This is a genomic window from Chryseobacterium shigense, assembly GCF_900156575.1.
GTDB classification, from domain to species: domain Bacteria; phylum Bacteroidota; class Bacteroidia; order Flavobacteriales; family Weeksellaceae; genus Chryseobacterium; species Chryseobacterium shigense.
The window spans coordinates 973582-991457 of the sequence record NZ_FTNY01000001.1; the positions used below are offsets into that span (position 1 = coordinate 973582).

The window sequence follows — 17876 nt, forward strand, 5'->3', positions numbered from 1 at the left end:
AATCAATTAAACCATCAATTTAATGAAAAAATAATATTTTTTTCTTTGCATATTGGAAAATAATATTAGTTTAGGAGCCAGAATAAAAGAATACGAAATTTTACGCAATCGATTGCACAATACCAGCGTAAAATTTTTAACAGGATCTACCACTAGAATAAGCAGAATACTTCATAATCCAAAAACAAAAAAAACGATTGAAAAAAAACTTTCAACCAGGAATTAAAACTATAAGGATACAAAATGGATAAAAAAGTACAATCAATAAAGTGGTTATATTTAACTGTCTTTCTACTTCCTGTCCTTGCCATGGCTCAAGAAAAAGATAAGGAAACCAAACTGGACGATGTGGTTTTGGTAGGATATACAAAAGTTTCTAAGAAAGACGTTACAAACGCTGTTTCCTCAGTGAAAGGCGAAGCTCTTAAAGATATGCCTTCCACGAATGCGGCAGAAGCAATTCAGGGAAGACTTGCAGGGGTACAGGTATCACTGAGTGAGGGATCTCCCGGAGCTGATGTGGATATTGTAGTGCGTGGAGGAAACTCCATTACGCAAAGCAATGCACCACTCTATATTGTAGACGGTATTCAGATGGATAATGCTCTGAGTATCTTGTCTCCAAAGGAAATAGAATCAATAGAAGTATTGAAAGACGCCTCATCAACCTCTATCTTCGGTTCAAGAGGAGCCAACGGAGTGGTGCTGATTACCACGAAAGGAGGCCGTAAAAAAGCAAAGACTACCATTAATTATAACGGATTTGTAGGGGTAAGAAAAATTCAGAATAAAATTGATGTTCTGGATCCTTATCAGTACGTCCTTTACCAGTACGAACAGTATTATAAAAATGGCTTGGAAGCTGATATTACTACCTTTAATACACGCTACGGAACCTTCGATCAGCTGGGTAAATATAAGTCCATGAAAAAGACGGACTGGCAGGATAAAGTATTTGGGAGAGAAGCATTCAACTTTACGCATAACGTTTCTATATCAGGGGGTTCTGAAAATTCAGCCTTCGCTTTGACATTGAATAATGTTCAGGAAGACGGGGTGATGATTGGTTCTGCGTTTAAACGGAGTATGGCGAACTTCAAATATGATTATGATGTTTCAAAGAAGTTAAGCATTGGTCTTAATGCGCGATACAGCAGACAGATGATCTACGGCGCAGGAACTTCTGCTTCCGGTTCACAGAGTACAAACAGATTAAGAAATGCCATACGATATCAGCCTTTTGAAGGCGGGTCATCTGTAGATGTGGATGAGTTTGATCCTTTATTTGCAGATCAGACCAATCTTGTAAATCCTGTTTTACTAGCCAATGATGAAGTTAAAGAAAGCGGAAGAAATGATTTATTGCTTAATGCCACCATTGATTATAAAATAAGTAAAGACTTTACTTTCAGAAGTGTAATCGGGTACGTACAGAGAGATCAGATCGTTAATCAGTTTTCCGGTCCTGTAACCACGCTGGCTAGACAAAATAATGACCAGCCGGTCGTATTTTTAAGTAACAGTCAGTCCAGAAGAATCACGAATACCAATACCCTGAACTACAGAAAGACCTTTGGAAACCATAAACTGGATTTATTAGCAGGTCAGGAAACGGTAAGAACGGATGGCGAATCGATGTCTATCAACATCAAGTGGTTTCCAAAATCTTCTTCAGCACAAGAAGCATTTGCCAATGTACAACTGGCTTCCCCTCCATCAGGAATGGTTCAGGATGCACCGAAAACAATGGGAGATATAGACCGTCTGGCTTCATTTTTTGGAAGAGCGAACTATATCTATAAAAACAAATATATTGCAACCGTATCCATGAGAGCGGACGGCTCAAGTGTTTTCAAACCAGGCTCGAACCAGTGGGGATATTTTCCGGCAGCTTCATTGGCATGGAAAATCAAAGAAGAAAATTTCTTAAAAGAAAACAATTCAATTAATGAATTAAAACTCCGTTTAGGATTCGGAAAATCCGGAAACAACAGAATCGGAGCCTTCTTATATGATACCTTCTTTACTTCATCATCAGATTACGGCTATGCTTTCGGAACCAGCGTTACTCCAGGGGCTACTACCGGGAATATCATGGCCAACCCGAATGTAAAATGGGAAACTGCCAGTTCTTATAACGCAGGTTTAGACTTCGGCTTATTTAAAGGCAGACTGTACGGTACTCTTGATGTGTATAAAACCGATACAAAAGACCTTCTGTTATTGGCTAAAATACCTCAAACTTCCGGCTATGAGTATCAATATCAAAACTCCGGAAGCAGCGAAAATAAAGGGATCGAATTATCGATGGGTGGCGCGATCATCAACAAGGAAAATTTTTCTTGGAAAATCGATGCCAATATTTCCTCTAACAGAAATACAATTAAGAGTTTAGGGAATAATGCGTCCGCAAGTGCCAATTATTACTACTACCCTTCCGGATGGCAAAACAACCTGTTTGATTTCCTGGTACAGGTAGGCAAGCCGGTAGGTACCTATTGGGGCTATGTTACGGCCGGAAGATATGAAGTGAGTGAGTTCAATTATGATGCGGCAACACAGGCGTACTCTCTAAAAGCAGGCGTAGCCAGTTCAGCAGCTGTAGCCAACGGAGCGAAACCCATCCAGCCGGGAGATCTTAAGCTGAAAGACATTAACAATGACGGGGTGATCGACAGTAAGGATATGACTGATTTAGGAAGTGCACAACCCAAATTCTATGGAGGTTTCACGCAGACTTTCAGATATAAAAACTGGGATATGAGTTTACTTTTCAACTTCTCAATCGGAAATAAAGTATACAATGCGAATAAGATAGAATACAGTACACAATATCTTTACAAGGACAACAATATGCTGGCAGAGGTTGCCGACCGATGGAGATGGTTTGACGATGCGGGGATAAAGGTGACAGATCCTACTGCTCTTGCCGCTCTCAATGCCAATACAACGATGTGGACTCCGCCTGCAGGAGCCTATTTCCTGCACTCCTACGCCATTGAAGACGGATCTTTTTTAAGACTGAACAACGTTACTGTTGGATTCAGTTTGCCAAAAGGTTCTCTGGAAGCCATTGGTGTTAAAAACCTGAGACTGTATGCTACGGTAAATAATTTATTTACCATTACCGGGTATTCAGGATTCGACCCTGAGGCTAACACCAGAAGAAACCCGCTTACGCCGGGAGTAGATTATTCTGCCTATCCGCGAAGCCGATTTATTTTATCAGGAATTGATATCACTTTCTAAAACTAACCCTATGAACAAAAATAAATTCTTAGCCATTTTCTTTTCTATTGTCGGTATGGCTTCTGTTTATTCATGCAGCGACTATTTAGAAGTAGAAAACTTATCCAATACAGCAGAAAAACAACAATTCGACTCTGCCTCAGATACTTTTGCAGCGTTGGTTGGAGTTTATAACAGCGCCATGGGCGACAATACCTACGGGCAAAGAATGAACCTTATTCTTAGCCAGTCCGGTGACGATTTCAGAACATCGGGAGATTACAATGCCAATGACAGAAGAGGAATCAGCTGTTTTGGAGCTGTTCCTACGAACACTGAACTGCTAAGACCTTTCTTAGATACCTACGCAGGAATCGAAAGAGCGAATCTTGTTATTAAAAATATTCCCATCTCACCTGTGTATCAGACGGGATCTGCAGCAGACAAAAAACTGATGGACAGATACCTGGGTGAAGCACTTACGTTAAGAGCTCAGTTTTATTATGACCTGATCAAAAACTGGGGTGATGTTCCTTTTCAGGATACTCCATCGGCAGATCTTGCCACGGTGTATTTACCGAAAACAGACCGTGATGTTATTTATGATAAAATCTTAGATGATCTGGCTAAAGCGGCAACATTGGTTCCATGGAAATCTGAAGCGGGGACGACTGCTCAAAGAATTTCTAAAGCAGCGGTTAAAGGATTGAGAGCAAGAATCGCACTGGCCAGAGCCGGATATTCTCTACGCAGAAGCCCGCAAGCAATGGCACAGGGTTCCAATCCTCAAAAGTATTATCAGATCGCCTACGACGAATGCAGGGATATCATCAACTCCGGAGAACATAAACTTAATCCTAGTTATGAAGGTCTTTTCAGATCATTGCACACGAATTCTCAGGATGCAACGAATGAAGTGATCTTTGCTATAGGTGCTTTCGGAGGAAACTCAAGAACAGATTCCAAGATCGGATATTACAACGGATTAAGACATGATGATACAGACTGGAAATCGGCAGGAGGAATCAGTGCCATTCCAACGTATTTCTATGAATTCAGCAAATTTGACCTGAGAAGGGACGTGAATATTGCCATCTTCAGAGTAAGTACGACCAAGCAGGAAGATCTTCAGACTTCCATCAACTGGAACGACGCTAAATTCAGAAAATCATGGACCAGCATTACCGGTACTTCGCAAAATTTAGGGATTGACTGGCCGCTGGTAAGGTATTCTGATATTTTACTGATGTTTGCGGAAGCTGACAACGAATTACACAATGGAGCTTCACCGGAAGCGGTGAGTGCTGTACTTTCTGTCAAGCAGAGAGCCTTTGCCGGAAATGTAGGACAGGTAGGAACAATACCAACGGGTAAAAATGACTTCTTCAACTTTATTGTGAAAGAAAGATTACTGGAATTCGGAGGAGAAGGATTAAGAAAATATGACCTGATCCGCTGGAATCTTCTGGAAACCAAAATCAATGAAACCAAACAGAAACTTGTGGCTTTCATGAACGGAACGGGAGCTTATGCCAACGTTCCTGAATACATTTTCTATAAAAAACCAGCCTCTACCGTGGTGAACTATGTTCCAACGAAGACGGCTCAGCAAAATGTACTGGACATGGATCTTTATGTAAACGGAATTGCGAAAGCAGATGTGTTCTACAGTCCGAACCAAAGTGTTGCAACACCGTCAGGATATACCAAAGTGAACTGGAGACTGGCTATGACACTGCCTTATATCAGTGGAGATCCTATAAAGAGTTATGCGCACTATTTTCAGCCTAACAAAAAAGAACTTCTCCCGATCGCCCTGGATGTCATCAATTCAAATTACAACCTTACCCAGGATTACGGTTATTAGACAAATAGTTTCACATTCATATTAAGTAGATACAGACTTTCTCTTCACAGAGAAGTCTGTATTTTAAACAAAACCATTCAATGAGAATTTCCGCTCTTCTTAAAGATTTTAAAGTGTTGACCGTTTTTTCGATCGTGCTGATCGGTCTTCTTTCTTTCAAAACCAGCGATAAAACCATCGTGGTTTCGAAAGACGGGAAAGGCCATTTCACAACAGTACAACAAGCTATCGATGCTGTCGGAAACGGGTCTGCATCAACAACAAAAATCATTATTAAATCCGGAGTTTATAAAGAAAAAATCATCATTCCTGAAACCAAGGGAGCTATTGTTATAGAGGGCGAAAATCCTGAAAATACGGTCATCACATATGATGATTTCGCTTCCAAAAAGAATCAGGAAGGAAAAGAGATCGGAACGACAGGTTCTTCTACCATTTTTATTTATTCAAACGATTTTACCGCAAAGAATATCTCATTTGAAAACAGTTCAGGAAAGGTAGGACAAGCTGTTGCCGTTCTGACTACAGGTGACAGAATTGCTTTTGACAACTGCCGGTTTCTGGGAAATCAGGACACCCTATACCTGAAAGGAGCACAGGATCTTGCAGACAAAAGCCAACCTTCAAGAAATTATTTCACAAACTGTTATATCGAAGGAACTACAGACTATATTTTCGGGGCGGGAACGGCTGTTTTTGAAAACTGCACTATTCATTCCAAAGAGGGTGCATCGTATATAACCGCCGCTTCTACTCCACAGGGCCAGGCTTTCGGATTTGTTTTTATTCACTCTAAAATCGTTGGAAATGCCACCCAAAACTCAGTTTATCTTGGAAGGCCCTGGAGACCTTTCGCCAAAACAGTCTACATCAACTGCGAAATGAATGCTACTATCAGACCTGAAGGATGGCACAACTGGAGCAAGCCGGATGCTGAAAAAACAACGTTTTATGGAGAATTCAATTCAAAAGGAACCGGAGCCAATGCTTCAAAAAGAGTTTCATGGTCGCATCAGTTAACTCAGGAAGAACAAAGAAAATATACCGCAGACTCTATTCTCACAGGAAACGACCACTGGAATATTAGAAAAAATCTGCAATAAACCTCAATATCAACGGTTTTTATCATGAAAAAACAATGGATCAAGCTATTCACGATAGGCGTTTTATGCGGTGCAACAGGGTCCGCAGAAGCTCAGAATGTGTTAAGTTTTCCGGGAGCAGAAGGTTTCGGGAGGTATACATCGGGTGGACGTGGCGGAAAGGTTTATTGTGTGACGAAAACTTCGGATGACGGTTCAGAAGGAACCCTGAGATATGCCCTCAACCAGAAAGGTCCGAGATATATTATTTTTAAAACAGGAGGGACCATCTATCTTCAATCCCCGTTAAAAATACTTGAAGGCAACGTAACGATAGCCGGACAGACTGCCCCGGGAGACGGAATTACGATTGCCAATTACGAAACTTTTGTAGCTGCAGACAATGTAATCATCCGGTACATGAGATTCAGAATGGGGGATCAGAAAAAATTTGAAGGCGACGCCCTTGGGGCAAGATTCATTAAAAACCTGATTGTGGATCATTGTTCGATGAGCTGGTCTACCGATGAAACCGTTTCTATTTATAACAATGAAAATACAACGCTTCAATGGTGTATCATTGCAGAAAGTTTAAGAAATTCTGTTCATCAGAAAGGAGCGCACGGATACGGAGGAATTGCCGGAGGAAAACAGGCTTCTTTTCATCATAATCTGTACGCCCATCATGACAGCAGAAATCCAAGATTAGGTGAATACGCAGGAAGTAAGTTTGCTTTAACCGATCTTACAGATTTCAGAAATAATGTGATTTATAATTGGGGCCACAACAATATCTATGGAGGAGAAGCAATGAACGTGAATATCATTAATAATTATTACAAACCCGGCCCTGCAACGATGACGAAACAAAGGATTGTTGCGATTGATAAAAATGAAAAACCGGAAACAGAAGTCTACAATATCTGGGGGAAATATTACATCAATGGAAATGTGGCGAAAGGAAGTCCTGAAGTCACCAAAGATAACTGGACGGAAGGTGTATTCAGCCAGATGAAACCTTCTTACCACCTGACAGATCAGGACAGAAACGCCATTAAAATGAGTCAGCCGCATGATATTCAGAATACTATAAAAACACATTCTGCACAGGAGGCTTATGAGAAAATTATAAAGTCCGGAGGGGCCAGCCTGGTAAGGGATGCCGTGGATCTTCATATTTTAAAAGATGTCAAAAACGGAAGTTTCACCTACCAGGGTTCAAAAGGAAGTACCAACGGAATCATTGACTCTCAAAAGGACGTTGGCGGATATCCCAATCTGAAAGAAGGAAAACCACTCCCCGACTCTGATAATGACGGAATGCCCGATGAATGGGAAATCAAACACGGTTTGAACCCCAAACTCTCCAACGCCAACGGAAGAGATTTAGAGAAGGACTACGACAATATAGAAGTGTACATCAATGATATTGTCTATAAAATAACCGGGGGACAAAAAAACTAATAACCATGAAAACTTTTTGTTAAACCCGGTTATCTAATAAAAATGATTATGTTAAAATTGAAATTCAGTGTATTCAAAATAGCAGCAGCAGGAGTATTCATGAGTTCTGTAGTAGTACATGCTCAAACTTCTGTGATTGAAAAAATCCGTAAAAATCCCAAAGCTCCTTTTTCTTATGCAGAGCTTTCTGTAAAAGAAGGCGGAAAATGGGAAGTAGATCAATACATCGGCGGTACTTTCAAAAATATTCAGGAACTTACAATTCCCGCTGAACATACGGATCACTCGACCTACATCAGGTACGAAGGCATCGGACTGGAAAACAACCAGATTGGCTACAGACTCTATCTGGACTGGAGAAATGCGACGGATATTTTCGGTAAAAAAGTAAAAACCCTGGTTTTACCGGAGGTTGGTCAGGACGGGTTTGAGTCTTATCATCACGACGCTCCCTGGGGGCAGGATGTTTTAAAATCCGGCCGTACCATTGGCGTCGGTTCTTATGGAAGGTATGACGAGCAGAACGATTATGTGGAAACTTTCAAAACGGTAAAAAATACAACGGCTAAGGTCAGTAATGAAAAAGACAGATCCTTCGCTACCATCGATTATAAAGGATGGAAAACCTGGGGTACTGCGGTAGATCTTCAGTCAAAACTGACCATTTTCCCCAAAGACCGTTTTGTAAAAGTAGATTTATCTTTGAGCAATACCCTTTCCGGGTTGTGTACTGGCATTGTGGCTATTAAAAATATTCCGGTAAAACAGGGAATCAGCCAAAATAAAAAATGGGCCTACATCGCCACGTACGGAAACCAGACTGAAACCAAAAAGGATGACAATCTGGGAATGGCTGTCTTCTACCCTATTGAAAGTTTTGATAAATATGTGAAAACAAAATCCACTCACACGGTGGTTTTCAAGAAAACGAAAAACGTTTCCTATTACTTTCTGGGAGCATGGTCTCTGGAACCCAACGGTCTGACTACAGAAGAATCATTTTACCACGATCTGGATAAAAAACTGGATCTGTTAGATAAAAATAATCAACTTTAAAGTTTGAAATAATGAATTTGATTAATCATCAACTCAAAATATATGCACTGGCGGTCATGGGTTCAGGAATCTTCATGGCTTGTGCCCAAACCAGGCAGGCTACCGATTCAAAAATGACTGCTGCACAGGCAAAAGCAGGAAAAATAATTCCATCCCAGTTACAATGGTCAGAAAGAATGCTTCTCTCTGAGATTCAACGATTCCCGGAAGCCTGGATGCTGGATTACAATAAAAATCCTAAATGGAGCTATCCTACAGCCATTGTACTGGAAGGTGCGGAAAGACTATACCAAAAGACAGGTAATAAAGACTATTACAACTACATCACGAGATTTGGCGATACGATGGTAAAAGAGGACGGAACAATTGTTTCATACGATCTTACCAAATATAATATCGATATGCTGAACTGCGGAAATGTTTTGATTTACCTTTATCAGCAGGAGAAAAAAGAAAAATATTTAAAAGCATTACAAACACTCCGGTCACAGATCGACGGACAACCAAGAACCTCCGAAGGTGGCTTCTGGCACAAGAAAATCTATCCTAATCAAATGTGGCTAGATGGCTTGTACATGGGTGAACCCTTTTATGCCAACTACACCCACGAATTTTCAAAAGGAGCCGATGCTGCAAAAGCTTACGATGATATCATCAATCAATTTGCCTTAATTCAAAAATATCTTTTGGATAAAAAAACAGGTCTGCTGTATCACGCCTGGGACGAAAGCAAAGAACAGGCCTGGGCCGATAAAGAAACCGGACTTTCACCCAATTTCTGGTCCAGAGCGATGGGTTGGTACGGAATGGCCATGGTAGATGTGCTGGATTATTTACCCCAAAATCATCCGGGAAGAGCTCAATTGATCTCTTATTTAAAATCCTACACCGATGCGGTTATCAAAGTTCAGGACAAAGGAACGGGACTTTGGTATCAGGTTTTAGATAAAGGGGGAGAAAAAGGGAATTATCTGGAAGCAACGGGTTCATCCATGTTTGTCTATACGATCATCAAATCAGTCAACAAAGGGTATCTTCCGAAATCCTATAAAGCGTATGCTAAAAAAGGCTACGACGGAATCATTAATAATCTGATCACGGTTGACGAAAACGGATTGGTGAGCTTAAATAAATGCTGCGCAGTCGCAGGTTTAGGTGGAACGCCTTACAGAAGCGGTTCTTATGAATATTATATCAATGAGGAGATCCGTTCCAATGATCCAAAAGGAACAGGCCCCTTTATTCTGGCATGTTTAGAATTTGAAAAATAACGAAAGGAAAAACATTCACCTTTTGCCGGGTAGAATACCTTGCGAGTCCAAATTACTACTGATTAAAAAAAGAATGTGACTGGGCATTAAAATTAAAAACAGATAAAAAATCTGATTTTACAATGATAAAAAATCTTTTAAACAGAACAGCAATTACTGTATTTTCAATTGCTTCAACATATCTTACCGCACAGGAAAAACCATCCATCTCTGAAGTGTGGACGGCAGATCAGGGGAAAAATTTCAGAAATCCTATTCTTCATGCAGATTACTCCGATCCGGATGTCATTCGTGTCGGTGACGATTACTATATGACTGCTTCCAGTTTCAATGAAGCTCCGGGGCTGCCGATCCTGCATTCTAAAGATATGGTAAACTGGAAATTGGTGAATTATGCACTTCCTGATGTTCTTCCGCAAGAACATTTCTCGACCCCAAAAAGAGGCGACGGTGTTTGGGCACCCAGCATCAGATTTCATCAAGGTGAATTTTACATTTACTGGGGCGATCCAGACTTCGGAATTTATATGGTTAAAACCAAAAACCCGCTGGGAGCCTGGGAAAAACCAATTTTGGTAATGGAAGGAAAAGGCCTGATCGACTCATGTCCGTTTTGGGATGAGGATGGAAGTGCCTACTTGATTCATGGCTGGGCGGGAAGCCGTGCAGGGGTGAAAAGTTTGCTGTCAATTAATAAAATGAATTCCGAAGGAACAAAAGTACTGGACAAAGGTGTTCATGTTTTTGATGGCCACGACGCTCATCCTACCGTTGAAGGCCCCAAACTGTATAAAAGAAACGGCTATTATTATATTTTTGCTCCGGCAGGCGGTGTGGCTACAGGATGGCAATTGGTTCTGAGATCCAAAAACATTTATGGTCCCTACGAAGAAAAAATAGTTTTGGAGCAGGGCTCAACAAAGATCAATGGACCGCATCAGGGAGCCTGGGTAGATACGCCTTCCGGTGAAGATTGGTTTTATCATTTTCAGGATGTGGATGCCTACGGAAGAATCGTCCATCTGCAACCGATGAAATGGGAAAAAGACTGGCCTTTCATCGGAATTGACACGGACAAAAACGGTATTGGTGAACCAGTATCAAGCTATAAAAAACCCAACGTTGGTCAGTCCTACCCTGCCGTTACGCCTCCTGAAACCGATGAATTTGACCGTGAAAAACCAGGACTTCAATGGCAATGGAGTGCCAATGAAAATATCGTTTGGTCGTCTAAACTTCCGGGCCAAAAATTTTTAAGACTATTCTCCATGAAAGTTCCTGAAGGTGAAAAAAATCTTTGGAACGTCCCCAATTTATTAACCCAAAAATTCCCGGCTCCGAATTTTGCGGCATCAACGAAAGTTAAATTAACACCGGAAGATGCCAAGGAAGGGAAAACAGCTGGATTGCTCATCATGGGCTCAGATCATGAATCGCTGGTGATTACCAATAAGCCTGACGGATATTATGTACAGTTAAGAAGAGCTGAAAAAGCAGATAAAGGAGGGGAGGAAAAAGTTTTATTTGAAACAAAATTAAAAGGAAACGAAGTTTATTTGAAAGTAAATATAAACGAGCCCAATGGCTTGTGCCAGTTCAGCTACAGTGAAAATGGGAAAAACTTCATCAAAGCGGGCGACGTTTTTCAGGCAAAACCCGGAAAATGGATCGGAGCTAAAGTCGGGCTCTATAGTATAAGTACTGCAAAAGCACCCCGTGGCGGATATGCAGATTTTGATTGGTTTAGAATCACAAAAAATTAGATTAAAAAAATGATCGTTAGCCAAACTTTGCGTTTTTGCATTGATCAACTCATATCTCAGTTATGAAAAAAAGAACATTTAAAATAGCCTCCTTTCTATTCAGCATTTTGCTGCTATCTGCATGCCAGTCACAAAGCAATGGTCAGAAGACGACAGCGAAACAGAATAAGAAAGTAACCCATATCTATCTTATCGGAGACTCCACGATGGCAGATTATACCGGAGATTATGATCCCGGAAAAGAGTATATGAAAGTCCGTTACCCGATTACAGGTTGGGGCCAGGTTTTTCAGCCATTTTTTGTAAAAGACAGTCTGGCTTCTCTGAAACCTGAGATAACCACCGATTCTGTAGCTGTCATCGACAGAGCCCACGGCGGAAGAAGTACGCGAACTTTTTTTCAGGAAGGAAGATGGAGATCTGTATATGATCTTTTACAACCCAACGATTATGTCATCATGCAGTTTGGTCACAACGACGGTTCAGAAAAACATCCGGAACGGTATATCAATATTCAGGGGTATAAAGAATTTTTAAGGTTATTTGTATCGCAGACAAGACAAAAAGGAAGCAACCCTGTTATTGTGACTCCTGTCGCCAGAAATTACCCCTGGAAAGATGGAAAACTGGAAAATGTACACGGAGAATATGCGCAGGCCCCGATTGACATTGCTAAAGAAATGAATGTTCCTTACATTGATTTAAACAAATTATCAATGGCGTATTTTACCCAAAAGGGGCAGGATTTCACTACGAATCATTATTTTATGAATCTACCTGAAAATGTTTATGAAGCCTATCCTAAAGGGCAGAAAGACAATACCCATTTTCAGCCGGAAGGGGCAAAAGCTGTAGCCGCGATGGTCTATAAAGAATTTAAAAATGTAATTAAAACTCAAAAAAAATAAAATGAAGAAGTCTCTTACAATTATCGGTTTAGCAGCAATGATGATCTTTTCAGGGCAAACCCAAGCTCAGAATCTGGATATTTACAAAAATATTGAGTTTAAAATGCCTCAGGTCGCAGAAACTTCTTTTGCCGCCAATACGGTTTCTATCACCCAATACGGAGGAATTGCAGGCGGAAATGTGAAAAATACAGAGGCCTTTAGAAAAGCCATTGAAGACCTCAGCAAAAAAGGCGGCGGAAAACTGGTGGTTCCCCGCGGAATGTGGCTGACCGGTCCTATTGAATTAAAAAGCAACATCAATCTTCATGTAGAAGAAGGAGCGTTCCTTATATTCAGCAAGGACAAAGAAGATTATCCTTTGGTGGATGTGAGTTTTGAAGGCTTAAATACCATTCGATGCCAGTCTCCGATTTCTGCAAAAAATGCAAGCAATATTGCCATTACAGGAAAAGGGGTGATTGACGGAAGCGGCGATGCGTGGAGAGCGATTAAAAAAAGTAAAGTGGCAGAATCAGAATGGAAAGGAATTGTCTCTTCAGGTGGAATATTATCTTCTGACGGCAAAACCTGGTATCCTTCTGAAAGCTATAAAAAAGGATTTGAAAGTAGTTCCAGCTTCAATGTTCCTGATAAAATCTCTAAAGACGATCTGAAAACAGTTAAAGATTTCCTTCGTCCCGTTATGGTAAGTTTGGTAGGCTGCGATAAAGTTTTACTGGATGGCCCTACTTTCCAGAATTCACCGGCATGGAATCTTCATCCACTCATGTGTACCAATGTCATCTTGAGAAATCTTACGGTAAGAAATCCCTGGTTCTCTCAAAACGGAGATGGTGTGGATCTGGAATCTTGTAAAAATGTTCTGATCTATGACAATACCTTTGATGTGGGTGACGATGCGATTTGCATTAAATCAGGGAAAAATGAAGACGGAAGAAAAAGAAATATGCCTACGGAAAATGTCATCATTAAAAACAATGTTGTCTATCACGGGCACGGAGGGTTTGTGGTAGGAAGCGAAATGTCGGGAGGCGCCAGAAATATTCATGTATCCGACTGTACTTTCATCGGAACAGACATCGGGCTCCGTTTTAAAACAACCCGTGGAAGAGGGGGAATCGTTGAAAATATTTACATCAAAAATATTGATATGATTAATATTCCGACGCAGACGATTGGGTTCAATATGTTCTACGAAGGAGCATCGCCTGTTTTGGAGGAAGGACAGAAAAAAGAAGGCAATCAGGCTCCGGAAAAGGTGTATCCTGTGACCGAAGAAACGCCTGTTTTCAGAAATATTTACTTTAAAAATATCAATGCCGTTAATTCCTATGAGGCGATCACTTTATTTGGATTGGCTGAAATGAATCTTAAAAACATCGTCATCGAAGATTCTCAGTTTGATACTAAAAAAGCTTTAACCATCGTTGATGCAGACGGTATTCAACTGAAAAATGTAAAGTTGAAATATTCTGAAGGAACGGGAGCAACCATCTATAACAGTAAAAATATCAATCTTTCGACCGTAAAATTTGAATCTCAAAATAAACCCATCGTAAAAGTTTTAGGAAACAAAACAGGAGCAGTCCTGTTACCGAAAGAAATAACGAATGATAAAACGGCAGTTTCCATTGGAACAGAGGTCGCTAAAAATTCAGTGAAATAGCTGGCGATCCCAAAGATGTAAAAATGACACTTTGCGATTCCCAAACGAATATCATTAATCTTAAAAAATTGTATAAAAAAAAATTCCTACAAGCGAATGATTTTTAACAAAACACCTACTTATATTTCTATTTTTTTAATGGGAGGCATGGCAGCATTCGGTCAGGTTCAACGGCCGAATGCTTCTCCCTATACCAACGAAGCGACCTTCGAAAAACTCAAAAAAAAGCATCCTTTCATTACGCCCTTAGAAAGACCTGTTCCGGGCAATATCGGGATTGATCAGAATGTAGAATATGCCAATATCAATGGACTTTCTTTAAAAGCTGATGTCTACTACCCTCTTGATACATCCAAAAAACATCCGGGAATTGCAATGGTTCACGGTGGCGGCTGGATTTCAGGAAGCAAGGAGAATGAAAAGTATATGGCTCAGGAACTGGCAGCCAAAGGTTATGTTGCCATTGCCGTCGGTTACCGTCTGGCTGATGTAGCAAAATATCCCGGTGGCGTTGAAGATATTGAGCAAGCCATTCATTGGTTAAAGAAAAATCATAAAAAATACGGTTTAAATCAGAAGAAAATAGCTGTTTTGGGTGAGTCGGCGGGAGCCCAGATCGCCACTTTGGTTGGGGTAAGATCAAAGAATAAAATAAAGGCAATCATCAATATTGACGGAATTGTTTCCTTCATTCATCCTGAAGCGGAAGAGAGCACGTATGCTTCGTATTGGTTAGGAGGTGACCGAAATGTTAATTTAAAAAACTGGACGGAAGCCTCACCTCTGGAATTCGTCCATAAAAATACGCCTCCTACTCTATTCATCAATAGTTCGCAACCCCGATTCCATGCGGGAAGAGACGACATGATGAAAAAGCTGAAAAGTTACAATATCCGGACAGAATTTCACGAAATCAAAGATACCCCACACTCCTTTTGGTCGGCAGAACCCTGGTTCACGGAAACATTGAATTCTACAATTGATTTTTTAGATAAAGTATTAAAGGAATAGTAACTATAATTTTAAACGCAAAGATTTATAAATAATAATGTTCATCTTAAGAAGCAAAGAATGCACAAATCTCTGATGAGACTTTATGACTAAAACGATCAATTCGTCAAAATCAATTTATTGATTTCATCTTTGCTCACTAAAAATAAACATGAAGAAAATCAAATTTTTTGCGTTAAAAACAACAAGCCTGTTTATGAAAAAGTTATTCTTAATTCTATTCATTTCTATTGCTAATTTTCTTCTGGCAGGAAATGATCCTTACGTTAAAATCACTGTTGCAAAAGACGGAAGCGGAGATTTTACCTCTATCCAGAAAGCAATCAACTCAATAAGAGATTTAGGTCCTGCAGAAGCATTGATTTTCATTAAATCAGGCATTTATCATGAGAAAGTTGTGATTCCTTCTTCAAAACATAAAATCATTTTAGAAGGTGAGAATAAGGACAACACTGTGATCACCAACAATGATTTTTCCGGAAAACCGGATTTTTTCAATGAAAAAATGACCACCTTCAATTCTTATACTTTATTGGTGATGGCGGACGATATTAAGATCAGTAATGTGACCATTCAAAACAGTTCGTGTAACGAAGGTCAGGGCGTTTCTCTTCATGTGGAAGGTGACCGTTTTGTGATCAGAAACTCCAATATTCTTGGTTGTCAGGACACCGTTTATGCGGCGACCAATCACAGCATGCAGTATTTTGAAAACTGCTCTATTGAGGGAACGACTGATTTTATTTTCGGACAGGCAACAGTAGTTTTTAAAAACTGTACCATGAAAAGCCTGGCAGATTCGTACATCACCGCTGCTGCAACAGAAGCAGACAGAAAGTATGGATTCGTTTTTATTGACTGCAAGTTAACAGCTAAAGAAGGCATCACGAAAGTGTATCTTGGACGACCGTGGAGACCTTATGCCAAAACCGTTTTCATTAACACAGATATGGGAAAACATATTCTTCCGGAAGGCTGGAACCCATGGAAAGGTGACAAAATGTTTCCTGATAAAGAAAAGACAGCCTACTACGCTGAATTCGGAAGCAAAGGCGAAGGAGGAACAACAGCTAAGCGGGTGAACTGGTCCCGTCAATTGACACAAAAAGATTTGAAAAACTATACTTTGGACAAAATTTTTAAGGGGTGGAATCCCAATCAATAATTGAAATGCTTCAACTTTGCTCAGCATGACCTTCGCTACAAATAAAATGCTAAATAATCAGAGCTATAATGTTGACTTCCCATTGAATTATATAAGTAAAACCCACCATTCATCCTGGATACAATCAATCAAGTTTAATTAAAAGTACAATGAAAAAATTCCTTCTGACATTTTATATTTTCTTCGCTGCGATCTTATTTGCGCAACAAAAACCAACCTTATTTTTAATAGGTGATTCCACGATGGCCAACAAGGAAAATCCTGATAAAAATCCGGAACACGGTTGGGGACAAATGCTTCCTCTGTTAATGACAACAGGAATTGAAATCCAGAATCATGCAACGAACGGAAGAAGCTCCAAAAGTTTCAGGACAGAAGGCAGATGGGATAAAGTGATGAAACAGCTTAAAAAAGGAGATTTTGTGATCATCCAATTCGGACACAATGATCAGAAAATAAATGATTCCCTCCGTTTTACCAATCCTTATACGCAATACAGAGCGAACCTGGAAAGGTATGTGAATGAAACCAGAGCAAAAGGAGCCCATCCTATTTTGATGACTTCCATCGTAAGAAGAAATTTCAATGAAAATGGAGTTTTGGTGGATACTCACCAGGAATATCCTCTGGTGGTAAGGATGGTAGCCAATGATCTTAAAGTTCCGATGGTAGATTTACAGTTATTAACAGAACAAATGGAAATTTCATACGGTCCTGAAAAGTCAAAAAAGCTGCATCTTCATTATAAAAAAGGGGAAGTTGATTATTATCCTGAAGGAAAAGATGACGATACGCATTTGTCCAAACTGGGAGCTGAATCTATTTCAAAAATGGCTGCGGGTTCTTTGAAGAATATGAAAACAGGTTTGGAGAAATATATTCAATAGTTTTGAGATCTACTTTCAGAAATTATTTTACAATGTACTCCTCATTCATAAAATTGGTGATAACTAACAAAAAATCAAATACATGAAATTTAAAAAAGAAAAATTCTTCGACGGTCATTCTGAATGGGAAGATCTGGGAGCAGGTGTTTCCAGACAATTTGTAGGATATAATGCTCAGGTGATGATGGTGATCGTGAAATTTGAAAAAGATGCCATCGGCACATTACATCAGCATTTTCACTCCCAGATTACGTATGTTGCCTCAGGAACCTTTGAGGTGACCGTGGATGGTGAGACTAAAATTTTACAAAAAGGGGATGGCTTTTTCGCTCAGCCCAATATTTTTCATGGCGTCAAATGTTTGGAAGAGGGACAGCTGATTGATGCCTTTACTCCATTCAGGGAGGATTTTCTTAGTCCGCCAATAAACGTAAATGACAAAGTTTAATTTGATTCAGAAAAACATTTATCTATTTGAAAATTAGCTAGATATATTTTAAATTAA

13 protein-coding genes are annotated in these 17876 nt (G+C 40.0%); all 13 read left to right on the top strand.

The features are described from left to right. The first annotated feature begins 243 nt into the window (after nt 1–243). The 13 genes from BW964_RS04395 to BW964_RS04455 all read left to right on the top strand — a co-directional run bounded on the left by BW964_RS04395 (nt 244) and on the right by BW964_RS04455 (nt 17819). Nucleotides 244–3249: a SusC/RagA family TonB-linked outer membrane protein gene (locus BW964_RS04395; protein ID WP_076505018.1), complete on the top strand. Its 3006-nt coding sequence runs from the start codon at nt 244–246 to the stop codon at nt 3247–3249. Between the two features lie 10 nt (nt 3250–3259). Then, the gene (locus tag BW964_RS04400) at nt 3260–5095 is read left to right on the top strand and encodes a RagB/SusD family nutrient uptake outer membrane protein (protein WP_076505020.1); all 1836 of its coding nucleotides are present in this window, start codon (nt 3260–3262) and stop codon (nt 5093–5095) included. A gap of 80 nt (nt 5096–5175) precedes the next feature. Further along, entirely contained in the window at nt 5176–6198 is a 1023-nt protein-coding gene (locus BW964_RS04405) for a pectinesterase family protein (protein WP_076505021.1), read from the top strand. 24 nt (nt 6199–6222) lie between these two features. Continuing rightward, a complete protein-coding gene (locus BW964_RS04410; RefSeq protein WP_076505023.1) occupies nt 6223–7641 on the top strand; it encodes a pectate lyase in 1419 nt (472 codons plus the stop codon). A 48-nt stretch (nt 7642–7689) separates the two neighbouring features. Further along, the gene (locus BW964_RS04415) at nt 7690–8697 is read left to right on the top strand and encodes a DUF4861 family protein (RefSeq protein ID WP_228431917.1); all 1008 of its coding nucleotides are present in this window, start codon (nt 7690–7692) and stop codon (nt 8695–8697) included. Nucleotides 8698–8708: 11 nt separating this feature from the next. Then, nucleotides 8709–9968: a glycoside hydrolase family 88/105 protein gene (locus tag BW964_RS04420; protein ID WP_076505024.1), complete on the top strand. Its 1260-nt coding sequence runs from the start codon at nt 8709–8711 to the stop codon at nt 9966–9968. Between the two features lie 122 nt (nt 9969–10090). Beyond that, on the top strand, nt 10091–11731 hold the full coding sequence (locus BW964_RS04425) for a glycoside hydrolase family 43 protein (protein WP_076505026.1): 1641 nt from the start codon (nt 10091–10093) through the stop codon (nt 11729–11731). A gap of 62 nt (nt 11732–11793) precedes the next feature. After that, on the top strand, nt 11794–12639 hold the full coding sequence (locus tag BW964_RS04430) for a rhamnogalacturonan acetylesterase (protein WP_076505027.1): 846 nt from the start codon (nt 11794–11796) through the stop codon (nt 12637–12639). A 1-nt stretch (nt 12640) separates the two neighbouring features. Next, nucleotides 12641–14308 carry a glycoside hydrolase family 28 protein gene (locus tag BW964_RS04435; RefSeq protein WP_076505029.1) on the top strand — a complete coding sequence of 556 codons (1668 nt, stop codon included), beginning with the start codon at nt 12641–12643 and terminating at the stop codon, nt 14306–14308. A gap of 96 nt (nt 14309–14404) precedes the next feature. Next, entirely contained in the window at nt 14405–15319 is a 915-nt protein-coding gene (locus BW964_RS04440) for an alpha/beta hydrolase (RefSeq protein WP_076505031.1), read from the top strand. A gap of 196 nt (nt 15320–15515) precedes the next feature. After that, nucleotides 15516–16484 carry a pectinesterase family protein gene (locus tag BW964_RS04445; RefSeq protein WP_076505466.1) on the top strand — a complete coding sequence of 323 codons (969 nt, stop codon included), beginning with the start codon at nt 15516–15518 and terminating at the stop codon, nt 16482–16484. Nucleotides 16485–16633: 149 nt separating this feature from the next. Beyond that, nucleotides 16634–17371 (top strand): rhamnogalacturonan acetylesterase, encoded by a 738-nt coding sequence (locus tag BW964_RS04450; RefSeq protein WP_076505032.1) that lies wholly within the window; start codon nt 16634–16636, stop codon nt 17369–17371. Nucleotides 17372–17453: 82 nt separating this feature from the next. Next, nucleotides 17454–17819 (top strand): cupin domain-containing protein, encoded by a 366-nt coding sequence (locus tag BW964_RS04455; protein WP_076505034.1) that lies wholly within the window; start codon nt 17454–17456, stop codon nt 17817–17819. The last annotated feature ends 57 nt before the right edge of the window (nt 17820–17876 follow it).